We start from the raw sequence: 16,145 nt of genomic DNA, 5'->3' as shown, positions 1-16,145 counted from the left end.
AGTGCGGGCCCACGACGTTCCAGTGGATGTGCTTCAGCGTGAGCGCCAGGTCGTTGAGGGCGTGCAGCCGTCCCCGGAGCAGGCCGATGACCTGTCCGCCCTGCGCCCCGGTCATCCCGGGGACGGTATACTTCGGGGTGGGAACGTCGCTCGTCATGGCACGCCTCTCTCGCGGGTTCGTCCCCCGCAGTCGAACACCGCTGGGCCGCTGGTGCCGGTATCACGCCCGTGGCATGGGCTGTCCGGCCCATCGCCGGCACTCTTCGGGGGAGCATCGCCCGCGGCGGACCCGAGGGCGCGCGGTCCTGTCCGCCCTGCCGGGGCTCGGACACGGCGAGGGGTTCACCTTCGGTGCGCCGCGATCGTTCCGAGGGCGAGTGACCCCTCGGGTTGACCCGCATGGTCCTGCTGGAAGCGCGGGGCGTCCTCGTCTGTGCACAGACTGTTGCCCATGGCAGCAGAGCAGCGTGAACGGCGCAGCCGCAGCGCGGAGTCCTCCGCCCGGGCCTCGGGCGGTCGTGCACGGAGCGGATCGCGCACCGGGGCCCGGGCAGCGGTGGGTGCCCGCGAAGCCGCCGAGCAGGCCGGTGAGATCCTCGGCGCCCTGGTGGACGGACCCGTCGAGGGCATCTCCGGGGTGTGCCGGACCGAGGAGGGCTGGCGTGTCGGGGTGGACGTGCTGGAGCTGTCGCGCATCCCGGACACCACCAGCCTGCTCGCCACCTACGAGGTGGACCTCGACCGGGACGGTGACCTGCTCGAGTACTGCCGCACGCGCCGCTTCCGGCGTGGCGCCGCCGACGGCGAGTGACCACGACGACCCGAGAGGACCGTCCGAAGATGAGCACCACTACCACGCGCACCGACGGCATCGTCTGCGTTCCTCGCACGGGAACGCTCTACGACGTCCTGGAACTCATCCTCGACCGCGGCATGGTGATCGACGTATTCGTACGGGTTTCCCTGGTCGGTATCGAGATTCTCAAGATCGATGCTCGCGTCGTCGTCGCCAGCGTCGACACCTACCTGCGGTTCGCCGAAGCCTGCAACCGCCTCGACCTGGAGTCGGACGAGCACAGCCGTACCGTTCCGGAGCTGTTCGGCGGTGCATCCGGCAGGGCGAAGGCGGTAGGAGCGAAGAAGGCGGCCAAGGCGGTCGGCAGCAAGGTGAAGGAGGCCGTGGGCGCCGACGAGGAGGAGGAAGGCAACCGTCCCGGCCGCTCCGGGACGACATCACGAGCCGTCGGAGCATCCCGCACCCGGCGATCGAGGGAGAGGTGACCCGTGGCCGGGACCGATCTGTACCTGTACGGCGTGGTGCGCTCCGACCGTCCCCTCCCCTCGGCGCTGGGTGGGGTCGGCTCCCCGCCCGAGCAGCTGCGGCTCGTCTCCGCGGGGTCGACGGCGGCCGTGGTCAGCGCCGCCCCGCCCGGGCTGCGCGCTCGCCGCCGGGACCTGCTGGCCCACCGGGACCTGCTGTTGGCGCTGGCGGACGGCGGGCTGCCGGTGCTGCCGATGCGTTTCGGCAGCGTCGCCCCGGACGAGGAGACGGTCCGGAAGGAACTCGTGGCTGCCGAGTCGTCGCACCTCGAATCTCTGGAGCGCGTCGCAGGTCGGCACGAGCTGAACGTCAAGGCGGCCGTGACCGAGGACGGCATGGCCATGCTGTTGCGCGAGGATCCGCACGTGCGGAGGCTGCGGGACGAGGTGCGCCGCAGCCCCGGCTACGATGCGAGCATCCGGCTGGGCGAGGCGGTGGCGGCCGGGTTGCAGGACCGGGCTCGGCGCGCGGCCGGCGAGGTGATGGGCGACCTGGCGGTGCTGGCCGTGGAGTCGGCCGAGGGGCCGGTTCCCGCTGTGCACGACAGTGTGCGCAGTACCTCGTTTCTGGTGGACGCCGAGCGGCAGGACGCGTTCCGCGCCGCCGCCGAGCGCCTGGCGACTCGGCACCGAGAGGCCCTGGTACTGAGGGTCACCGGTCCGCTGCCCTGCTACAGCTTCGTCTCCGAAACGGCCTCCTCCGGCCGCCGCGCGGCGGCCGAGGCAGTCTGAGATGGGGATCTTCACAGAGCTCTGCCTGCTGCCGTTGGCACCGGTGCGCGGGGTGGTGTGGGTCGCGGACCGGATGGCCGACGCAGCCGAGGAGGAACTGCGGGCGCCGGCCGCCGTCCACATGCGTATCCGAGCCCTGAACGACATACTGGAGGCGGGGGAGATCAGCCTGCACGAGTTCGAGCAGGAAGAGGAACGGCTGCTCGATCTCCTCGAACCGCCGGTTCCTCCGGCTCCAGCCGGGCGGGCCGACGCCACCCCCGTGCCGGGGAGGCACCGATGACACAGAACAGCAAGCTGCTCGCGGCCAGCCTGGTGGGCGGCTACCTGTTGGGCCGTACCAAAAAGGCCAAGCTGGCGCTCGCCCTCGCCTCCTGGGTGCTGGGGCGGCGCAACGGCCTCAACCCGCAACGGCTGCTCACCGAGGGCCTGAAACGGCTGACCGGGTCGCCCGAATTCTCCCAGCTGAACGACCAGCTGCGCGGCGAACTGATGGCCGCGGGCCGTTCCATGGTGACGGCGGCCGCCAACCGCCGGCTGGACTCCCTCTCCAACGCACTGCGTGACCGTACGGACTCCCTCTCCGGCCTCGGCGGTGCAGCCGGAGGCGTGGCGGGCCGGGAGCAGGCCGAGGACTCCGAGGAGGGTGAGGAACCCGAGGAGACGGCAGAGCAGCGTCCGGCCCGTGAGGCGCCGGCGAAGAAGGCCCCGCCGAAGAAGACGTCCGCGAAGAAGGCCCCGGCGAAGAAGACCGGAGCGGCCGCGAAGAAGACGACGGGGAAGAAGACGGCCGCGAAGAAGACCGGTGCTCGGAAGGCGGCCTCTCCTTCCACCCGACGGCCCCGAGGGAGGTAGTCGTCATGTCATCCACCGACAAGGCCGGAGACACGGCTGACACCGGCCTCGACCGGCTGCGTGAGGAGATCACCGCGTATCTGACGGCGCAGGCGGGGCATCTGGCCGACTCGCTCGGCAACCGCATGTCGAGCCTCACCGACGACCTCAACGACGCGGCCGTGAACGGCGGCACCCTCGGGTCGGTCGCCTCCCGTGTCGTGGGTGGCGGGGACTCGCCGGTCAAGGCGCTCGTCGCGGAGAAGGCGAAGGACGTGAAGGACAAGACGGTGGGCAAGGTGAAGGACCTGGTCGGTGCGGGCGGCGGCGAGGGCGGGAGCAAGAGCGACACCAAGGTCACGAACATCGTCGAGGTGCTCGACGTCGGCGTGCCCCTGCGCACCGCGTACGACAACTGGTGCGAGTTCGAGGAGTTCGGCACCTACATGAAGGGTGTACGCAACGTCTCCCGCAAGGAGGACACCACCTCCGACTGGAAGGTGAAGGTCGGCCCGTCCACACGCGGCTGGGAGGCCACCGTCGAGGAGCAGATACCCGACGACCGCATCGTGTGGTCCTCGCAGGGCTCCAAAGGCAGCACACGTGGCGCGGTCTCCTTCCACGAGCTGGGCCCCACGCTGACCCGCATCGTGGTGGTGGTCGAGTACACGCCCTCGGGCTTCTTCGAGAAGACCGGCAACCTCTGGCGCGCCCAGGGCCGCCGCCTGCGCCTGGACCTCAAGCACTTCCAGCGGTACGTGACGCTCAACGCCGACGAGGACGTCGAGGGCTGGCGCGGCGAGATCCGCGACAGCGAGGTGGTCCTCAGCCACGAGGACGCCCTGGAGCAGGAGGAACAGGAGTCCGAAGAAGAACCGGACGAGGCCGCCGAAGGCGAGGCCGAGGAGGAGTGGGACGAGGAGGACGAGGAGCCGGACGAGGGCGAAGAGGACGAGTACGACGAGGAAGACGCCTACGACGAGGACGAGGAAGAAGAGGAAGAGGAGGACTGACCCGCATGCGGCTCCCGGACACCCGGCCCGACACCACGACTCCCTACGGCTACGGACCCGCCCCCGCCAACCTCGCCGATATCCTGGAACGCGTCCTGGACAAGGGCATCGTCATCGCCGGGGACATCAAGGTCGACCTGCTCGACATCGAACTGCTCACCATCCGGCTGCGCCTCTTCGTCTCCTCCGTCGAGACGGCGAAGAAGGCGGGCATCGACTGGTGGGAGACCGATCCAGCCCTCTCCAGCCGTGCCGCGCACAACGCCCTCGCCGACGAGAACGCGCGGCTCAGACGCCAGTTGGAGGCGCTGGACGAGAACCCGGACGACGCCGAGGACCCGGCCGCCCTGTCGGGACGCGAACCGGCCGCCGTCTCGCGTGCACCTCGCCGGAAGGAGCCGCGCCGCGCATGAGCCCGACTCCGAGCCCCGCCCGAGCCCCCGCCGCTCCCGGCACCGCCCTCTACCTCTACGCCGTCTGCCGACCCGGCTCGGACGCCTGCGGCAACACGCTGACCGGCGTCCCCGGCCACCCGGGGGGCGGAACCGTGCGGACGCTGACCGTCGGCCCGCTGACGGCCGTGGTGCAGGACGTGCCCGCCGCCGAGTACACCGAGGAGGCGCTGCGCGATCGCCTCGCCGAGCGCACCTTCCTGGAACGCTGTGCCCGCACGCACCACGAGGTGATCGCCGACGCGGCGAGCCGTGCCGACACCCTGCCGCTGCCGCTGGCCACCCTCTACCTGGGCGAGGACAGCCTCCGCGACGTCCTGCACCGCGACGCGGGCCGGTTCGGTGCCGCGCTGGATCGCATCGCCGGCCGGGAGGAGTGGGGCGTGAAGGTCTACGCCGCCGCGCACCTGGACGCACCGCACGACCCCCCGGCCGCCGCACCTGCAGAGCCCTCCGCCAACTCCGGGCGCGCCTACCTCGATCGACTGCGCGATCGGAACCGCACCCGCCGGGAACGCGCGGACGATGCCGTACGCGTCGCCCAGCGCGTCGAGTCCGCCCTGCGCGGGACGGCCGTCGCCGTACGCCGACTGCGCACCCACGCGACGCAGACGACGGGAGGCGACGGTACGCAGGTGCTGAACGCCGCGTGCCTCATGCCGCGCGGTCAGGAACCGGCGCTCGCCCGGACGGTCACCCGGCTGCGCACCAGCGAAGGCGTGCACATCGAGGTCACCGGACCCTGGGTGCCGTACTCCTTCGTCGACGACGCGTCGGCCGGCGAGTCGGCGGACGACCATGCGCGGTGAGGTCGTCGAGTGGGAGACGCCGGAAACGCTCAGCGGTCCCCTCGGCGTGCCGCTGGTAGACCTGCTGGACCGAGTGCTGGGCAACGGCGTGGTGGTCAGCGGCGACATCGTGATTGCCATCGCAGAGGTCCCGTTGGTACGGGTGTCGCTGCACGCCCTGCTGGCGTCGGTCAGCGAACGCGTCCCCGCGCCATGGGCAGACGGGGGTGTCCTGTGACGGCTCAGCGGCTGGACGTGGACCCGGAGACGGTGGGCAAGGACCTGGCCACCCTGGTCCTCACCGTTGTGGAACTGCTGCGTCAGCTCATGGAGCGCCAGGCATTGCGGCGCGTCGACCAAGGCGACTTGACGGACGAGCAAGTGGAACGCATCGGCACCACCCTGATGCTGCTCGACCAGCGGATGAGTGAACTGTGCGAACAGCACGGCATCACCCCGGACGACCTCAACCTCGACCTCGGGCCGCTGGGAACGCTCCTCCCTCGCGACTGAACAGGTGATTCGGTGCCAGAGCAGCGACCAGAGGCGGGTAACCGGCCTCTAGATGTATTGACCTGAAGCGTTGTTCACACGGCTGATCGGTGGCTGGCCGCCGAGTGCGGTGTGGCACCGGTGATGGTTGTAGGTGTGGAGGAAGCTGTCCAGGGCTTCAGTGCGCTCGGTGTTGCTGGTGTAGGGCTGAAGGTAGGCCCATTCGTCCAGGAGGGTGCGGTTGAAGCGTTCGACTTTGCCGTTGGTCTGCGGCCGGTAGGGGCGTGTGCGCTTGTGGGCGATACCGGCCGCTGCGAGGGCGTCGCGCCACGGGAAGGACTTGTAGCAGGCGCCGTTATCGGTCAGGACGCGCTCGACGGTGATGCCGTGGCGGGCGAAGAATGCCTGGGCACGTTGCCAGAAGCCGGTGGCGGTTTCCTTGCGCTCGTCGGGGAGGACCTCGCTGTAGGCCAGGCGGGAGTGATCGTCGACGGCGCTGTGGATGTAGCTGTAGCCGATCTTCGGGGAACAGCCGGCGGTGCGCCGATCGGTGGTGGCCTGCTTGTTGCGGTCTCCCTCTGCGCGCCCGACCGTCCGCCAGCCGCCTCCGTCGGGGATGTTGCCGAGTTTCTTGATGTCGACGTGGACGAGTTCGCCGGGCCGGTCTCGTTCGTAGCGGCGGATCACGCGGCCGGTGGGGCGGTCGAGCCAGGCCAGCCGGTTCAGACCATGCCGGACCAGGACCCGGTGCACCGTCGAGGCCGGCAGACCCACGATGGTGCCGATACGAGCGGGACCCAGGTTGCGGTCCCTGCGCAGCTGACAGACCCGGTTCTCCAGCCTGCAGCCCGTGCGGTGCGGTGTCGCCGCCGGGCGGCTGGAGCGGTCCTCCAGCCCGGTGTCGCCTTCGGCTCGCCACCGCCGCAACCATTTGTGGCCGGTGGCGCGGGAGACGCCCATTTCAGCGGCCACATGGGCCACCGGACGTCCGGCACGGACCCGATCGATCAACAGCCGCCTGCCATGAAGGGTCAGCCGGGCATTACGGTGGGACACGAAGACCTCCCTGCGGTGCAGTCCTTAGACAGCTCCACCACAGCGGAGGTCTTCGCCATGATCAAGACCCACGAGTGTCAACAACGCTCGTGATCAATACATCTAGACGCTCCCGCCAAGCGCCTTTTCCCCTTCCTGTACTGACGGATACGGCTATGGGGGAGAGCTGTCACAGACGGTAAGTCATCTCCAACAAGCCAGCGACGAGCACGAAGTCTGGGTTCGAGGTGGGTGAGTAAATAGAGAGCTGGCCTGGAGGCGGGTCGAGAGTAGGTAAGCCGGGGAACGACGGGAGTACCCCGAGAGTGCGCTGTACTGGGTGCCGCCGGGCCCTGAGGCTGTGCAGCGCCCGGGCCCGGCGGCGGGGTGGGTCAAGGGTGACGGTAGGTCCGTCATGTGGGTGGGAAGGGCGGCTGAAGCCTGTTCGTGCCGGCGGTTTTGCCGCTCTCGATCTTCGGAGTCGTGGTCAGTTGAGGCGGACGTTGTAGCGGTTGAGGACCTCGCGGACGGGCTGGAAGAAGGAGCTGCCGCCGCCCATGCCGGAGGTGATGCCGAGTGCGGTGCGGCCGTCGAACAGGGCGCCGCCGGAGTCGCCGGAGTTCACCCGGGCGGCGGTCTGGACGAGTTGGCGCACCTGTCCCTGGGGGTAGTTGACGGTGACGCCGGTGCGCTGCACGGTGCCGCAGGTCAGGCCGGTGGTGCTGCCGCTCTTGCAGATGCGCTGCCCCACCCGGGCGGCGCCGGCCCGGTCGATGCGCTGCACGTCGCCGTTGTAGAGGGTGACGACGCCGGGCGCGTTGCTGTGGCGGTTGCGGATCAGGCCGTAGTCGTTGCCGGGGAAGCTGGCTCCGACGGACGGGCCTATGCCGCTCCAGTTGGCGACGCCCTTGGTGCAGTGGCCGGCGTCGATGATGTAGTTCTGGCCGTTCTTGCGGGTGTTGAAGCCGGCGGAGCAGCGGATGCCGCCGCCGGTGATGGCGGCGCCTCCCCGGATGGCCGGGCTCATCGCGCCGTGGGTCTCCTCGACGCGTACGGCGTCGCCGTGTTCGGCCGCGGCGGCGCGCAGGCGTGCGGCGCCGCGGGCGTCGGTGGTGTCGGTGAGGGTGACGACGACCTGCTGGGTGACGGGGTCGGTGGCTGTGGTGGTGTGCGCGACGGCGGGCAGGGCCTCCAGCGCGGATCTGACCGTGCGCAGTTCGGCGGTGGTGCGGGTGACCCGTTTCGGGGTGGCGCCGGCCGCGCGGACCCGGTCGGCGGCGGCGTCGCCGAGGACGTTGACCACCGGGCGGCCCCGGTCGTCCAGGTACGCGCCCGCGCTCTGCCGGCCGAGTTCGGCGGTGAGACGGTCCAGGGCCCGGATGCCGTCGTCCTGTCTGCGCAGGATCTCCGCGGCCTCGGCTCTGCTCACGCCCTCCTCGGCGGCGAGCGAGGTGAGCGCGGCGTGTTCGACGCTCGGGGCGTGGCCGGGCACCTCGTCCGCGGCCACCACGGGCGCGGGCAGGGCGAGGGCGGCGCATCCGGCCAGAACTGCGACGGCCGTGCGGAGGGCACGGGAGGTAGGTGTCATGAAGGCTCGCTCCTTTGTGTACGGCTGAGATGTGGCCGGCGTGCGGACCCGCGCGCTACGTGGAGCCCCGAGTCGCGGAGTGCGGGTCGGCCGGAGTGGTGTGGGGCGCCCGTTCCCCACGAGCGGGCGCCCCACGGCCGCGGTCGGTGCCTGCGGGCCGGGTCAGTAGCCGTTGGGGTCGAGGACGTTGACGAAGAGCGGGTTGCGGTGCGTGCCGCCGAGGGTGACGCTCTGGTAGACGACCTTGCCGTAGTAGGCGCTCGCGTTGATGACGCGGTTGTTGCCGATGTAGATGCCGGTGTGGTCGAGGTCGCCGCCGTAGCGGATGCCGTCGCGCTTGTTCGTGTCCCAGAAGACGAGGTCTCCGGGGCGCGGGTTGTTGGTCTTCCGGCCCTGGTTGATCTGGCCCTGGAGCCAGTAGTTGAGCTGCAGGCCGCGCCCGGTGGCGTTCTTGGTGCCGTGCCAGATCGCGTTGCGGTTGAAGCACTCGCAGTCCATCTTCGATTCGCGGCAGGTCCAGCCGTACTCCAGCTTGTACGGGCGCCCCAGCCGGTTCTTCGCCGCGCGCACCACCGCGTTCCGGACACCGGCGGCGGTGGTCGACGCGTCGGCCTGCTTCGCCGACGCCGTCGGCTGCGCCGGAGGCGGAGTGGCCGCCGAGGCGGTCTGCGGCAGGAGGAGGCCGGTCGAGGCCAGGAGTACGGCCGCGGTCAGGGTGATGCGCTGTCTGCTTGCCATGGGTGGTGGCCCTTCTGTGGGTGAGCGGGGGGTGGCGGCATGCGGAGTGGCTGCCCCTCCCCGTTATGTTCGGTCGACACGATAAAGAATGAACATGTCAATGCCAAGACTGGCGGGCCGTCACATGTCGGCACCTGCCGGTGCCGGCTGGTCATAGCGACAGGCAGTCCCCGACTTGCTGCGCGCACGATCGGGAGCCGGGACGTCATGCCGCGGGGACCAGCCGGCCTCCCGCCCGGAGGCTCACCAGCAGGCTGTCTTCATCACTTCGATCAGTCGGTCATGAGGCAGCGCGTGGGCGGTGATGCCGTCCCGGCCCGTCATCGTGCGCGCGGCGAGCAGCGCGTTCAGGATGGCCTCCTCGACCGCTTCCACCACCGCGTCGAACAGCGAGCCGAGCGCCGGGTCGGGGAGCATGCGCACCCACCTCTCCGGAGGGCCGGCTTCGGACAGGCCGTCCCCCGCCAGGCGGTTTCCGGTGGAGAAGGCGATGATGAGGTCTCCGCTGGTGTGCTCGCCGTTCCCGCCGCAGCGGGCGATTCCCAGGGCAGCGCGCTGCGCGAGCCGGTCGCACTGGTGGGGCAGCACGGGCGCGTCCGTGGCCAGGACGACGATGATCGAGCCCGAACCCTGCGCCGGGACGGGGCCGTGGGGAGGCGTCGGCAACGGCACCTCGGTAGCGGGGATCGCCTCGCCGACGGGGACCCCCGCGACGCTGAGCCGGCTCCTGCGCCCGTGGTTGGCCTGTACCAGTGCCCCCACGGTCCAGCCCGCGCCGGCGGTACGGGAGGCGGTGCCGACTCCACCGGCGAAGCCGTGGCAGATCATGCCCGTGCCCGAGCCCACGTTCCCCTCGGCCACCGGTCCGCTCGCCGCGGCACGCAGCGCGTCGTGCAGGTGCTCGGCGCGTACGTGGAAGCCGTTGACGTCGTTGAGGAGTCCGTCCCAGGTCTCCCCCACGACGGGAAGACACCAGTACAGCTCGTCCGGGCCGCGCTGGGTGACCTCGGCGGCGACCAGGGCGTCACGCACCACGCCGACGCTGTGCGTGTTGGTCAGCGCGACGGGCGAGGTGAGCGTGCCGGACTCCCGCACCCACTCCAGGCCCGTCAGTTCACCGTTGCCGTTGAGCCGGTGGCAGCCGGCGAAGACCGGCCTCCTCCCCAGCGACCCCTCGGCCGGCACCACGACGCTGACGCCCGTGCGCACCGGCCCCCGCCCCGGGCGCAACCGGCCCTCACCCTCGATGAGGGTCCGGTGCCCCACCCGTACACCGGGCACGTCGGTGATGGCGTTCCACCGGCCCGGACGTCCCGAGCCGACGGTGATGCCCAGTTCACGTGCACGCATACGCTCTCTCTTCTGCCAGGAGTAGTTCACTCCGCCTCTCCCCCACGAACTCCACGTCTCCGTACCAGCGGGCGCGACCCCGGCGTACATCCCGCAGGCGGCCACCGCGCCCACCGCGAGACCGGCGCCCGGACACCTCGCTAAGCTGCACGGGGACGGACTCATCGAGCCCAGGAGGCGGACATAGCACGGCCGAAGAATCAGACCGCACGACGCGCCGAGCTGGTAGCGGCCGCACGGAAGGCCATCGTGCTGCACGGACTGAGCGCCGTGCGGATCAGGGACGTCGCCGACACCGCGGGCATGGCCCCCGGCTCGGTGACCTACTACTTCCGCGAACTCGACGAACTCTTCCAGGAGGTGTTCACCGATGCCGTGGAACGCTTCTCCTCGCTGCGCCGGGCCGCCGTCCAGGATCTAGAGGAGCCGCGCGACCGCCTGGTCGCGACGATCCGCGCCGGCCTGCCCACCGGACCGGACGACGAACTGTGCTGCCTGCTTTACGAATTCGCCCCGCAAGCACGCAAGAACACCCGGGACGCCGCCCTGCGGCGGACCCTCTACGACGACCAGGTCGACCTCTACTGCGAATTGCTGAGCAACGGTGAGGCCGATGACGCCTTCCAGCTCGCAGCACCTGCCCGGGAAATCGCCTCCAACCTCGTCGCACTCGAGGACGCCTACGGCTACCACATCATCGCCGGAACCTCGGTCACACGAGCCACGGCAGAGCAGTACCTCATCGGCTACGCCGCCACAGCCACCGGCGCCCGGCTCCGCACCAACTGACGGCAGACGGCCACCTGGCGCCCAGCAGACCTCCCTCGCACCCCTGCACACTGCCCCCGTCCCGCGCCTCCCCCGCAATGGCGACGAGGACATCCCCCAGCCGGCACAGACCTCATCGCCGACAGCACCCCCGCGACACCACCACGGCCTGGCCCGCAAAGGCGCGCCTGGCCGGTCATCGTGCCGCGGGGGGCCTCGCGGAGGCTTACGGCCGCCGCCCGGACGAACCGCCCGCAGGCAGCCCTTCGAGCGATCGCCTCGCCGCCTGGCAGGAGGACCGGGGTCAGGAGGGCAGGCCGAGGGCATCCCAGAGGATGAAGGGATTCATGTCCTCGCAAGGACCGATGGGCGAGGCCCCGTGGTTGCCGCGGGCGGCGCGGAAGTGGATGTGCCGGTGGTTGAGCCCATCGGCCTTGGTGCCGACCTTGGCCCACACGGTGTTCCTCGTGAAGGAGGTGCCGACCCGGAGTTCGGAGCCGTCGAGTAGGTGGCCGAGCGTCAGGCTCATGTTGACCGACGGGAAGTAGACCTGGATCCAGCGGTTGTAGCCGCCGGGGTCGTAACCGCGGCCGACCACCCGTCCCCGGCCCCAGGCGTAGCTGCGGCTACCGGTAGGCGCTCCGACATCGACGCCCTTGTGCCGCTGGTCCCCTCGGCAGCCGAACTGGTAGCCGGGGAAGTACTGGTTGTAGGCCGAGGTGGTCCTTCCGTTTTTGACCCCCCACCAGGTGCCCGCGGGGAGCGATGCCCGCACGGAAGTTGCGCTGGCCTGCTTCGCCGCACTCGACGGATGGACGGGGCCGGCAGCGACGGCGGGCGCCGCGCCGATGAGCGCACTGGCCAGGAGACCCGCGACGGCGCTCAGCGCACCGGTGCGGCGTATCCGGGAGAGAAGGTAGGAGCTCATGATGCCTTCCGGTAGGGGCCGTCAGCAGGCGCTTCCGGCCGAGAACCTTATTTCTCGTACCGATCAATAAAAAACTAGAACCGTGGCACGTACGCGTCAACCCGAGCTCCGGGCCGACCCGCCATGCGCAGCCGCAACAGCGCCCCCAATACCAGGCGAAGCGAACAAAGCTCACCCCCACACAGCGCCACCGGGCAGGAGGCTCGGCAGGGCGCCAAGCAGCCCACCATTGACGCCCAGCATCAAGCTGGCGTGACCGGCGAACGGAACCATCGGAGCCGGTCAGCGGTCTGCGAACGGCTCAGCGACTCCCAGCCAGAGGCACGACACCCGACCCGGCGCAGCGGCCCCGAGACCAGCGCGCGCACCTGCTCCGGGCGCTGCCCGGGCCCTCCGGCCTTCCTCCAGACGCCCCAGGGCCGAAGGGCTTTGTCCTTTTTGCGCGCTCGCCGCGGCCCCGCCAGTACGCCCGCTCGTCCGTGCCTCTGGCGTGCAATCCGCTTGGTCTTGGCGTTGACGCCTTCGGTGGGCCGTTGCTCCAATGCTGCGTTTGAGCTGGGGCACGGCACTACAAGTGCGGGTTCTCAGTTCCGTGGTCGTCATCGGTTGCCGCGTCGAGGAGTTCGGGCAGGTCGGCGCCGTCCGCGTCGCGCTGGTCGATCCACCACCCGGCCAGGGTGACCCTGCGCGCCTGCTCCTCCAGCGCAGCCCAGTCCGCCTCGCTCAAGGTGCCTTCGGCGACCAGGGCGGTGTGGGCTGCGGTCACCAGCTGGTGGCGGGTGCGCTCGCCCCAGTCCAGGGTGCGCGGGGGCCCTTCCAGCGGAGGCATGCCGAAGCGGCGGGCCCACTCGGTGGCGGCCTGCTGTTCCTCGGCTCGCTTGGCGGCGAGCCACTGCTCGGTGGATCCGCTGTCGGCGTCGCGGGCGGCCTTCCAGCAGTCGGTGCAGTCCCTGCCTGCGAGCCAGCGGGCGAACCCGGCGCGCTTGTCGGCCGGCCGTGCGGACAGATCATGAACCATTTCGTGGCCGCAAAGATGATCAACGGTCCACTGCGTCTGGACCCCCGGGGAATTGCGTTTGACGGGCGTTTCGTTCGAGGTCGGGCTGCTGGTCTGGGGCTTCAAATCGAGCGCCTTTCGTTGGCGGTTGGGGTGGTGGTCTGCGTCGTCTCAGCGTGTCCTGCGGATAGCGTCTGTGGCCGCCCTGGCGATGGCGACGGGAGCGCTGGAGGGCGGGGGCAGGTGCAGCAAGGTGGTTCCCGGCAGGTGCTGGGACTTGGCGGTGAGGGTGAGCTGGAGTACGGCGCAGCCGGCGGTCGTGAGCTGCTTGACGCGGGTGACGGCTGGAGCGGTTTCGTCGCTGCCGTAGTGGGCGTCGGTGACGATCACGAGGAGGCGGCCGGCGCCGGGGCGGCTGAGTTCGAGGCCGTGGTCGAGTGCGTCGATGGCGTCGCCGAGGTTGTGGTCGCCGCCGTTGGCATCGAACGTCGTCACGCGCTCTGGTGCTCGGTGGGTGGGGCGGGTCAATGCTGTCAGGTGCATGTCATAGGCGATCGTGGCGGTAAGGGAGTCGGGGTCGGTCAGGGCTGCTGCGCGTGCCACGATCCAGGCAGCGGACGCCACGGGCGCGCAGGCGGCACGCATGGAGCCGGAGACGTCGACGGCGATACCCACACGCAGCGGTGGGGTGGGGGAGTTCCGGCGGCGGGTGTGGGTGAACGGTTCCGCGGTGGGGACCGACCCGGCCGCGCGCTGAGCGTCGCGGGCGAGGGCCGCGCGCATGTTGAGGCGGCCGGGCGGGGTGGGGCTGGTGGTCCGCTCCTCGGTCCGCTCGCGGTAGGCGGCGGCACGCAGGGCGCGGCTCAGGCGCGCGGCGGCACTCTGCTCGGCGGCGGTGGGCCTGCGGGTGCCGGTGACCGGGTTGCCGTAGGGCGCCGGTGTGCCGTCGGGGGTGACGGTGGTGCCACGGGCGTTGAAGACCGACTTGGCGGTGGCGGCGGCTTTGCGTCGCTGGCTGGCCCGCTGGGCGCGCTCCTGGGCCTGCGCCTTGGACTGCGCGGCCATGGCGTTGGTCGCTGCGGCCTGTGCCGCGAGGTCGGCGGCGTCGGTGGCTGCGGTGCTGTCCATGACGACCCCCACGGCGCCGGACAGCAGATCGGTGAGGTTCTCCGGCACGGGCAGGTTGGGGGCCGCGGTGTCCAAGGCGTCGCACCATTTGTGAGCGTGCGCGAGCATGGTCGTGGCGTCGTGGTCGGCGCACTGGTGGGCTGCGGTCCAGATGCGGGTGAGTGTGGTCAGCAGGTTTGCGCCCAGCACCTTTTCGCACAGGTCGGCGACGGCCCGGGTCTCGCCGGCGTCCAGGATGCCGACGTCACGGCGGCCGAGGATCAGGGCCGCCACGGCGGCGGCGTGCTCGATGCCCTTCAGGGTGGGGTGGGCGACGTCGGGCATGACCAGGGTTCGGGCACTGGTGCGCAGGTACGTGCGGTCCGTGGGCCGCGTGATCAGGTGTGCGCCTTCGACGCGGCTCTCCTCCAGCAGGAGCGCGACCTCGACGACACGGGGGTTCGCTCCGGCAGGCTGCGTCCACACGGAGTGGGCCGCGTGCGCGGCCTCGTGGACGAACACTCCCCAGGCGGCAGGATACCGCTCCTCGTCGCCCACGATCCGTGGATGGACCTGGTGGGGCTGGAGCGGGGCGAACAGGCCGGCGTCGAACTCGATCTCGCCCAGAGTGGGGAAGAACGCGGCCGGTGCGCCGCTGCGCGTGCCGGGGCGGCAGGTGACGAGGAGGTCCTGGCGGCCGGAGAGGGCGACCAGCCGGTCGCCGAGTTCGGCTCCCACGCGCAGCCACGCGTCCGGGGAGGAACGGGGTTGCGCGGGAGGGGCGCCGTCGTCGTCCCATCGCGCGAGGTCGGCGTCGTCCCGTGTGGTGGCGGGGGACTGGACGTGGTGGTGGGCGCTCATCGCGAGCGGCCCCGGTGCGCGGAGCCGGTGCTGCCCGGGGGCTGCCGGGCCGCCGAGGCGGGGAGCTGCTTGCCGAGGGTGAGCGGCGCGATCTTCTTGACGCCGACAGCCTTGATGACGGCGTCGGCGACGGCGTCGCGATCCTCCACAGGAGCGATGCCGACCAGGTTCGCGAGCGCGGCTTTGGTGCCGAGAACGGCCTCGGTCTTCTGGTAGCTGAGCAGCTCTCGCAGTTGGGGGGCCCAGCCCAGCTCGCCGAGTTCGACTTGGCGGGCGAGGTGACGGGCGACCCGGACCACCCGGGCATCGATCCTCAAGGCCAGGGCGAGGTCATAGTCCGTGCCGATCTGGATCTGCACGCTGAACCGGCTCGCGAGCGCCTCCGTCAACACCGCCCCGTGGACGCCCGGATTGTGGCCCGCCACCACGTAGAAGCCCGGCTCGGCCTTGATGGTCTCGCCCTTGTGGGCCTTGACCTGGATCTGCCTGCGCCCGTCCATCGCGGGATACAGCGCCGCCAGCACCTTCGGTGAGATCAAGGTGGCATCGTCGATCAGCAGGGCGCGACCCTCGGTCATCGCGGTGACCAGCGGACCGTACTGGAAGACGTAGGCTCCCGCGTCATCCTGTGTGTACTCGCCGATCAAGTCGCCGACCGTGGTGTCGCCGTCACCGGCGACGGTGAGCAGATCCGGGAACGCCGCCTCGACCAGACTCGTCTTGCCGGTGCCCGGAGGGCCGTAGAGCAGCACCGGCACGTCGGCGTCGCGCAAGCGATTCAACGCCTCGACGTCGGGCAGATCGGCCAGCTCCCGGGGGTGGTAGACCTGGCCCCCCGCGCGGCGGATCGGCCCGGTCTGCCCGGGCGTGGCGGCTGCGGGAATCGTCGTGCGGGCCGTTGCCGCCTGGGCGCGGGGAGAGTGGGTGCCCGGTGGGCTGATCACAGCGGTCTGAGCGGCTGCGGCGGTCTTCGCGTTCGCGCGGAACTCCGGTTGTCCGGTTCCGCCTTGGTCGGCCTCGCCGCGTCGCACCAGGGTGAGGGCGGCGTTGCGGACGGCGCCGTGGGAGTGGCCCAGCTGCCTGGCCATGTCCCCGATAGTGAGCGTGTCCGCCGGCCGGTCGGCCAGCAGCCGGGCCACCTT

The 16,145-nt window shown here is 70.8% G+C and carries 19 protein-coding genes and 1 pseudogene; 11 read left to right on the top strand and 9 right to left on the bottom strand.

Annotation, left to right across the window (positions count from 1 at the left end; translation table 11 throughout):
• A pseudogene (locus RM572_RS26665) lies at positions 1–157 on the bottom strand (DNA starvation/stationary phase protection protein); the annotation flags it as partial.
• A gap of 294 nt (positions 158–451) precedes the next feature.
• Between RM572_RS26665 and RM572_RS26660 the strand changes: the two are divergent.
• From RM572_RS26660 to RM572_RS26615, 10 genes are read left to right on the top strand one after another with little or no spacing between them, the layout of a single operon-like run.
• Positions 452–811 carry a gas vesicle protein GvpO gene (locus RM572_RS26660; protein WP_311675940.1) on the top strand — a complete coding sequence of 120 codons (360 nt, stop codon included), beginning with the start codon at positions 452–454 and terminating at the stop codon, positions 809–811.
• Positions 812–840: 29 nt separating this feature from the next.
• Positions 841–1,281: a gas vesicle protein GvpJ gene (gene gvpJ / locus RM572_RS26655; protein ID WP_311675939.1), complete on the top strand. Its 441-nt coding sequence runs from the start codon at positions 841–843 to the stop codon at positions 1,279–1,281.
• A gap of 3 nt (positions 1,282–1,284) precedes the next feature.
• A complete protein-coding gene (locus RM572_RS26650) occupies positions 1,285–2,052 on the top strand; it encodes a GvpL/GvpF family gas vesicle protein (protein ID WP_311675938.1) in 768 nt (255 codons plus the stop codon).
• 1 nt (position 2,053) lies between these two features.
• Entirely contained in the window at positions 2,054–2,335 is a 282-nt protein-coding gene (locus RM572_RS26645) for a gas vesicle protein GvpG (RefSeq protein WP_311675937.1), read from the top strand.
• Positions 2,332–2,907: a hypothetical protein gene (locus RM572_RS26640; RefSeq protein WP_311675936.1), complete on the top strand. Its 576-nt coding sequence runs from the start codon at positions 2,332–2,334 to the stop codon at positions 2,905–2,907. Before RM572_RS26645 ends, RM572_RS26640 begins: the two co-directional genes overlap by 4 nt.
• Positions 2,908–2,912: 5 nt before the next feature.
• The gene (locus RM572_RS26635) at positions 2,913–3,899 is read left to right on the top strand and encodes an SRPBCC family protein (RefSeq protein WP_311675935.1); all 987 of its coding nucleotides are present in this window, start codon (positions 2,913–2,915) and stop codon (positions 3,897–3,899) included.
• 5 nt (positions 3,900–3,904) lie between these two features.
• Positions 3,905–4,312 (top strand): gas vesicle protein, encoded by a 408-nt coding sequence (locus tag RM572_RS26630; RefSeq protein WP_311675934.1) that lies wholly within the window; start codon positions 3,905–3,907, stop codon positions 4,310–4,312.
• On the top strand, positions 4,309–5,160 hold the full coding sequence (locus RM572_RS26625) for a GvpL/GvpF family gas vesicle protein (protein ID WP_311675933.1): 852 nt from the start codon (positions 4,309–4,311) through the stop codon (positions 5,158–5,160). The genes RM572_RS26630 and RM572_RS26625 overlap by 4 nt, the downstream gene beginning before the upstream one ends.
• On the top strand, positions 5,150–5,377 hold the full coding sequence (locus RM572_RS26620) for a gas vesicle protein (protein ID WP_311675932.1): 228 nt from the start codon (positions 5,150–5,152) through the stop codon (positions 5,375–5,377). The genes RM572_RS26625 and RM572_RS26620 overlap by 11 nt, the downstream gene beginning before the upstream one ends.
• On the top strand, positions 5,353–5,652 hold the full coding sequence (locus RM572_RS26615) for a gas vesicle protein K (protein WP_394813712.1): 300 nt from the start codon (positions 5,353–5,355) through the stop codon (positions 5,650–5,652). Before RM572_RS26620 ends, RM572_RS26615 begins: the two co-directional genes overlap by 25 nt.
• Positions 5,653–5,700: 48 nt before the next feature.
• Here the strand turns inward: RM572_RS26615 and RM572_RS26610 are convergent, their stop codons facing one another.
• The 4 genes from RM572_RS26610 to RM572_RS26595 all read right to left on the bottom strand — a co-directional run bounded on the left by RM572_RS26610 (position 5,701) and on the right by RM572_RS26595 (position 10,342).
• Positions 5,701–6,687 carry an IS481 family transposase gene (locus tag RM572_RS26610; protein WP_311675930.1) on the bottom strand — a complete coding sequence of 329 codons (987 nt, stop codon included), beginning with the start codon at positions 6,685–6,687 and terminating at the stop codon, positions 5,701–5,703.
• A gap of 466 nt (positions 6,688–7,153) precedes the next feature.
• The gene (locus RM572_RS26605; RefSeq protein WP_311675929.1) at positions 7,154–8,254 is read right to left on the bottom strand and encodes a S1 family peptidase; all 1,101 of its coding nucleotides are present in this window, start codon (positions 8,252–8,254) and stop codon (positions 7,154–7,156) included.
• A 162-nt stretch (positions 8,255–8,416) separates the two neighbouring features.
• Entirely contained in the window at positions 8,417–8,992 is a 576-nt protein-coding gene (locus tag RM572_RS26600) for a C40 family peptidase (protein ID WP_311675928.1), read from the bottom strand.
• A gap of 243 nt (positions 8,993–9,235) precedes the next feature.
• Positions 9,236–10,342, bottom strand: a complete 1,107-nt coding sequence (locus RM572_RS26595) for a DmpA family aminopeptidase (protein WP_311675927.1) — start codon at positions 10,340–10,342, stop codon at positions 9,236–9,238.
• Positions 10,343–10,525: 183 nt separating this feature from the next.
• On the opposite strand from RM572_RS26595, the gene RM572_RS26590 reads away from it, so the two are divergent.
• Complete coding sequence (locus tag RM572_RS26590) at positions 10,526–11,131, top strand: TetR/AcrR family transcriptional regulator (RefSeq protein WP_311675945.1); 606 nt, start codon at positions 10,526–10,528, stop codon at positions 11,129–11,131.
• A gap of 283 nt (positions 11,132–11,414) precedes the next feature.
• Here the strand turns inward: RM572_RS26590 and RM572_RS26585 are convergent, their stop codons facing one another.
• The 4 genes from RM572_RS26585 to RM572_RS26570 all read right to left on the bottom strand — a co-directional run bounded on the left by RM572_RS26585 (position 11,415) and on the right by RM572_RS26570 (position 16,142).
• The gene (locus tag RM572_RS26585) at positions 11,415–12,038 is read right to left on the bottom strand and encodes a peptidoglycan DD-metalloendopeptidase family protein (RefSeq protein ID WP_311675926.1); all 624 of its coding nucleotides are present in this window, start codon (positions 12,036–12,038) and stop codon (positions 11,415–11,417) included.
• A gap of 568 nt (positions 12,039–12,606) precedes the next feature.
• Positions 12,607–13,056, bottom strand: coding sequence for a hypothetical protein (locus RM572_RS26580; RefSeq protein ID WP_311675925.1), 450 nt, complete (start codon positions 13,054–13,056; stop codon positions 12,607–12,609).
• 150 nt (positions 13,057–13,206) lie between these two features.
• Positions 13,207–15,003, bottom strand: coding sequence for a hypothetical protein (locus RM572_RS26575; protein WP_311675924.1), 1,797 nt, complete (start codon positions 15,001–15,003; stop codon positions 13,207–13,209).
• Positions 15,000–16,142 carry an AAA family ATPase gene (locus RM572_RS26570; RefSeq protein ID WP_311675944.1) on the bottom strand — a complete coding sequence of 381 codons (1,143 nt, stop codon included), beginning with the start codon at positions 16,140–16,142 and terminating at the stop codon, positions 15,000–15,002. The genes RM572_RS26575 and RM572_RS26570 overlap by 4 nt, the downstream gene beginning before the upstream one ends.
• Positions 16,143–16,145: the final 3 nt, after the last annotated feature.

Source organism: Streptomyces hazeniae, from assembly GCF_031845485.1.
GTDB classification, from domain to species: domain Bacteria; phylum Actinomycetota; class Actinomycetes; order Streptomycetales; family Streptomycetaceae; genus Streptomyces; species Streptomyces hazeniae.
This window is presented reverse-complemented; position numbering and strand designations above follow the sequence as displayed.

What these genes read in the sequence shown, in the direction of transcription:
- RM572_RS26575 (WP_311675924.1), bottom strand. Translation starts at nt 15,003, where the DNA reads ATGAGCGCCCACCACCACGTCCAGTCCCCCGCCACCACACGGGACGAC.
- RM572_RS26630 (WP_311675934.1), top strand. Translation starts at nt 3,905, where the DNA reads ATGCGGCTCCCGGACACCCGGCCCGACACCACGACTCCCTACGGCTAC.
- gvpJ (WP_311675939.1), top strand. Translation starts at nt 841, where the DNA reads ATGAGCACCACTACCACGCGCACCGACGGCATCGTCTGCGTTCCTCGC.
- RM572_RS26580 (WP_311675925.1), bottom strand. Translation starts at nt 13,056, where the DNA reads ATGGTTCATGATCTGTCCGCACGGCCGGCCGACAAGCGCGCCGGGTTC.
- RM572_RS26615 (WP_394813712.1), top strand. Translation starts at nt 5,353, where the DNA reads ATGGGCAGACGGGGGTGTCCTGTGACGGCTCAGCGGCTGGACGTGGAC.
- RM572_RS26585 (WP_311675926.1), bottom strand. Translation starts at nt 12,038, where the DNA reads ATGAGCTCCTACCTTCTCTCCCGGATACGCCGCACCGGTGCGCTGAGC.
- RM572_RS26600 (WP_311675928.1), bottom strand. Translation starts at nt 8,992, where the DNA reads ATGGCAAGCAGACAGCGCATCACCCTGACCGCGGCCGTACTCCTGGCC.
- RM572_RS26640 (WP_311675936.1), top strand. Translation starts at nt 2,332, where the DNA reads ATGACACAGAACAGCAAGCTGCTCGCGGCCAGCCTGGTGGGCGGCTAC.
- RM572_RS26625 (WP_311675933.1), top strand. Translation starts at nt 4,309, where the DNA reads ATGAGCCCGACTCCGAGCCCCGCCCGAGCCCCCGCCGCTCCCGGCACC.
- RM572_RS26605 (WP_311675929.1), bottom strand. Translation starts at nt 8,254, where the DNA reads ATGACACCTACCTCCCGTGCCCTCCGCACGGCCGTCGCAGTTCTGGCC.
- RM572_RS26645 (WP_311675937.1), top strand. Translation starts at nt 2,054, where the DNA reads ATGGGGATCTTCACAGAGCTCTGCCTGCTGCCGTTGGCACCGGTGCGC.
- RM572_RS26635 (WP_311675935.1), top strand. Translation starts at nt 2,913, where the DNA reads ATGTCATCCACCGACAAGGCCGGAGACACGGCTGACACCGGCCTCGAC.
- RM572_RS26620 (WP_311675932.1), top strand. Translation starts at nt 5,150, where the DNA reads ATGCGCGGTGAGGTCGTCGAGTGGGAGACGCCGGAAACGCTCAGCGGT.
- RM572_RS26595 (WP_311675927.1), bottom strand. Translation starts at nt 10,342, where the DNA reads ATGCGTGCACGTGAACTGGGCATCACCGTCGGCTCGGGACGTCCGGGC.
- RM572_RS26660 (WP_311675940.1), top strand. Translation starts at nt 452, where the DNA reads ATGGCAGCAGAGCAGCGTGAACGGCGCAGCCGCAGCGCGGAGTCCTCC.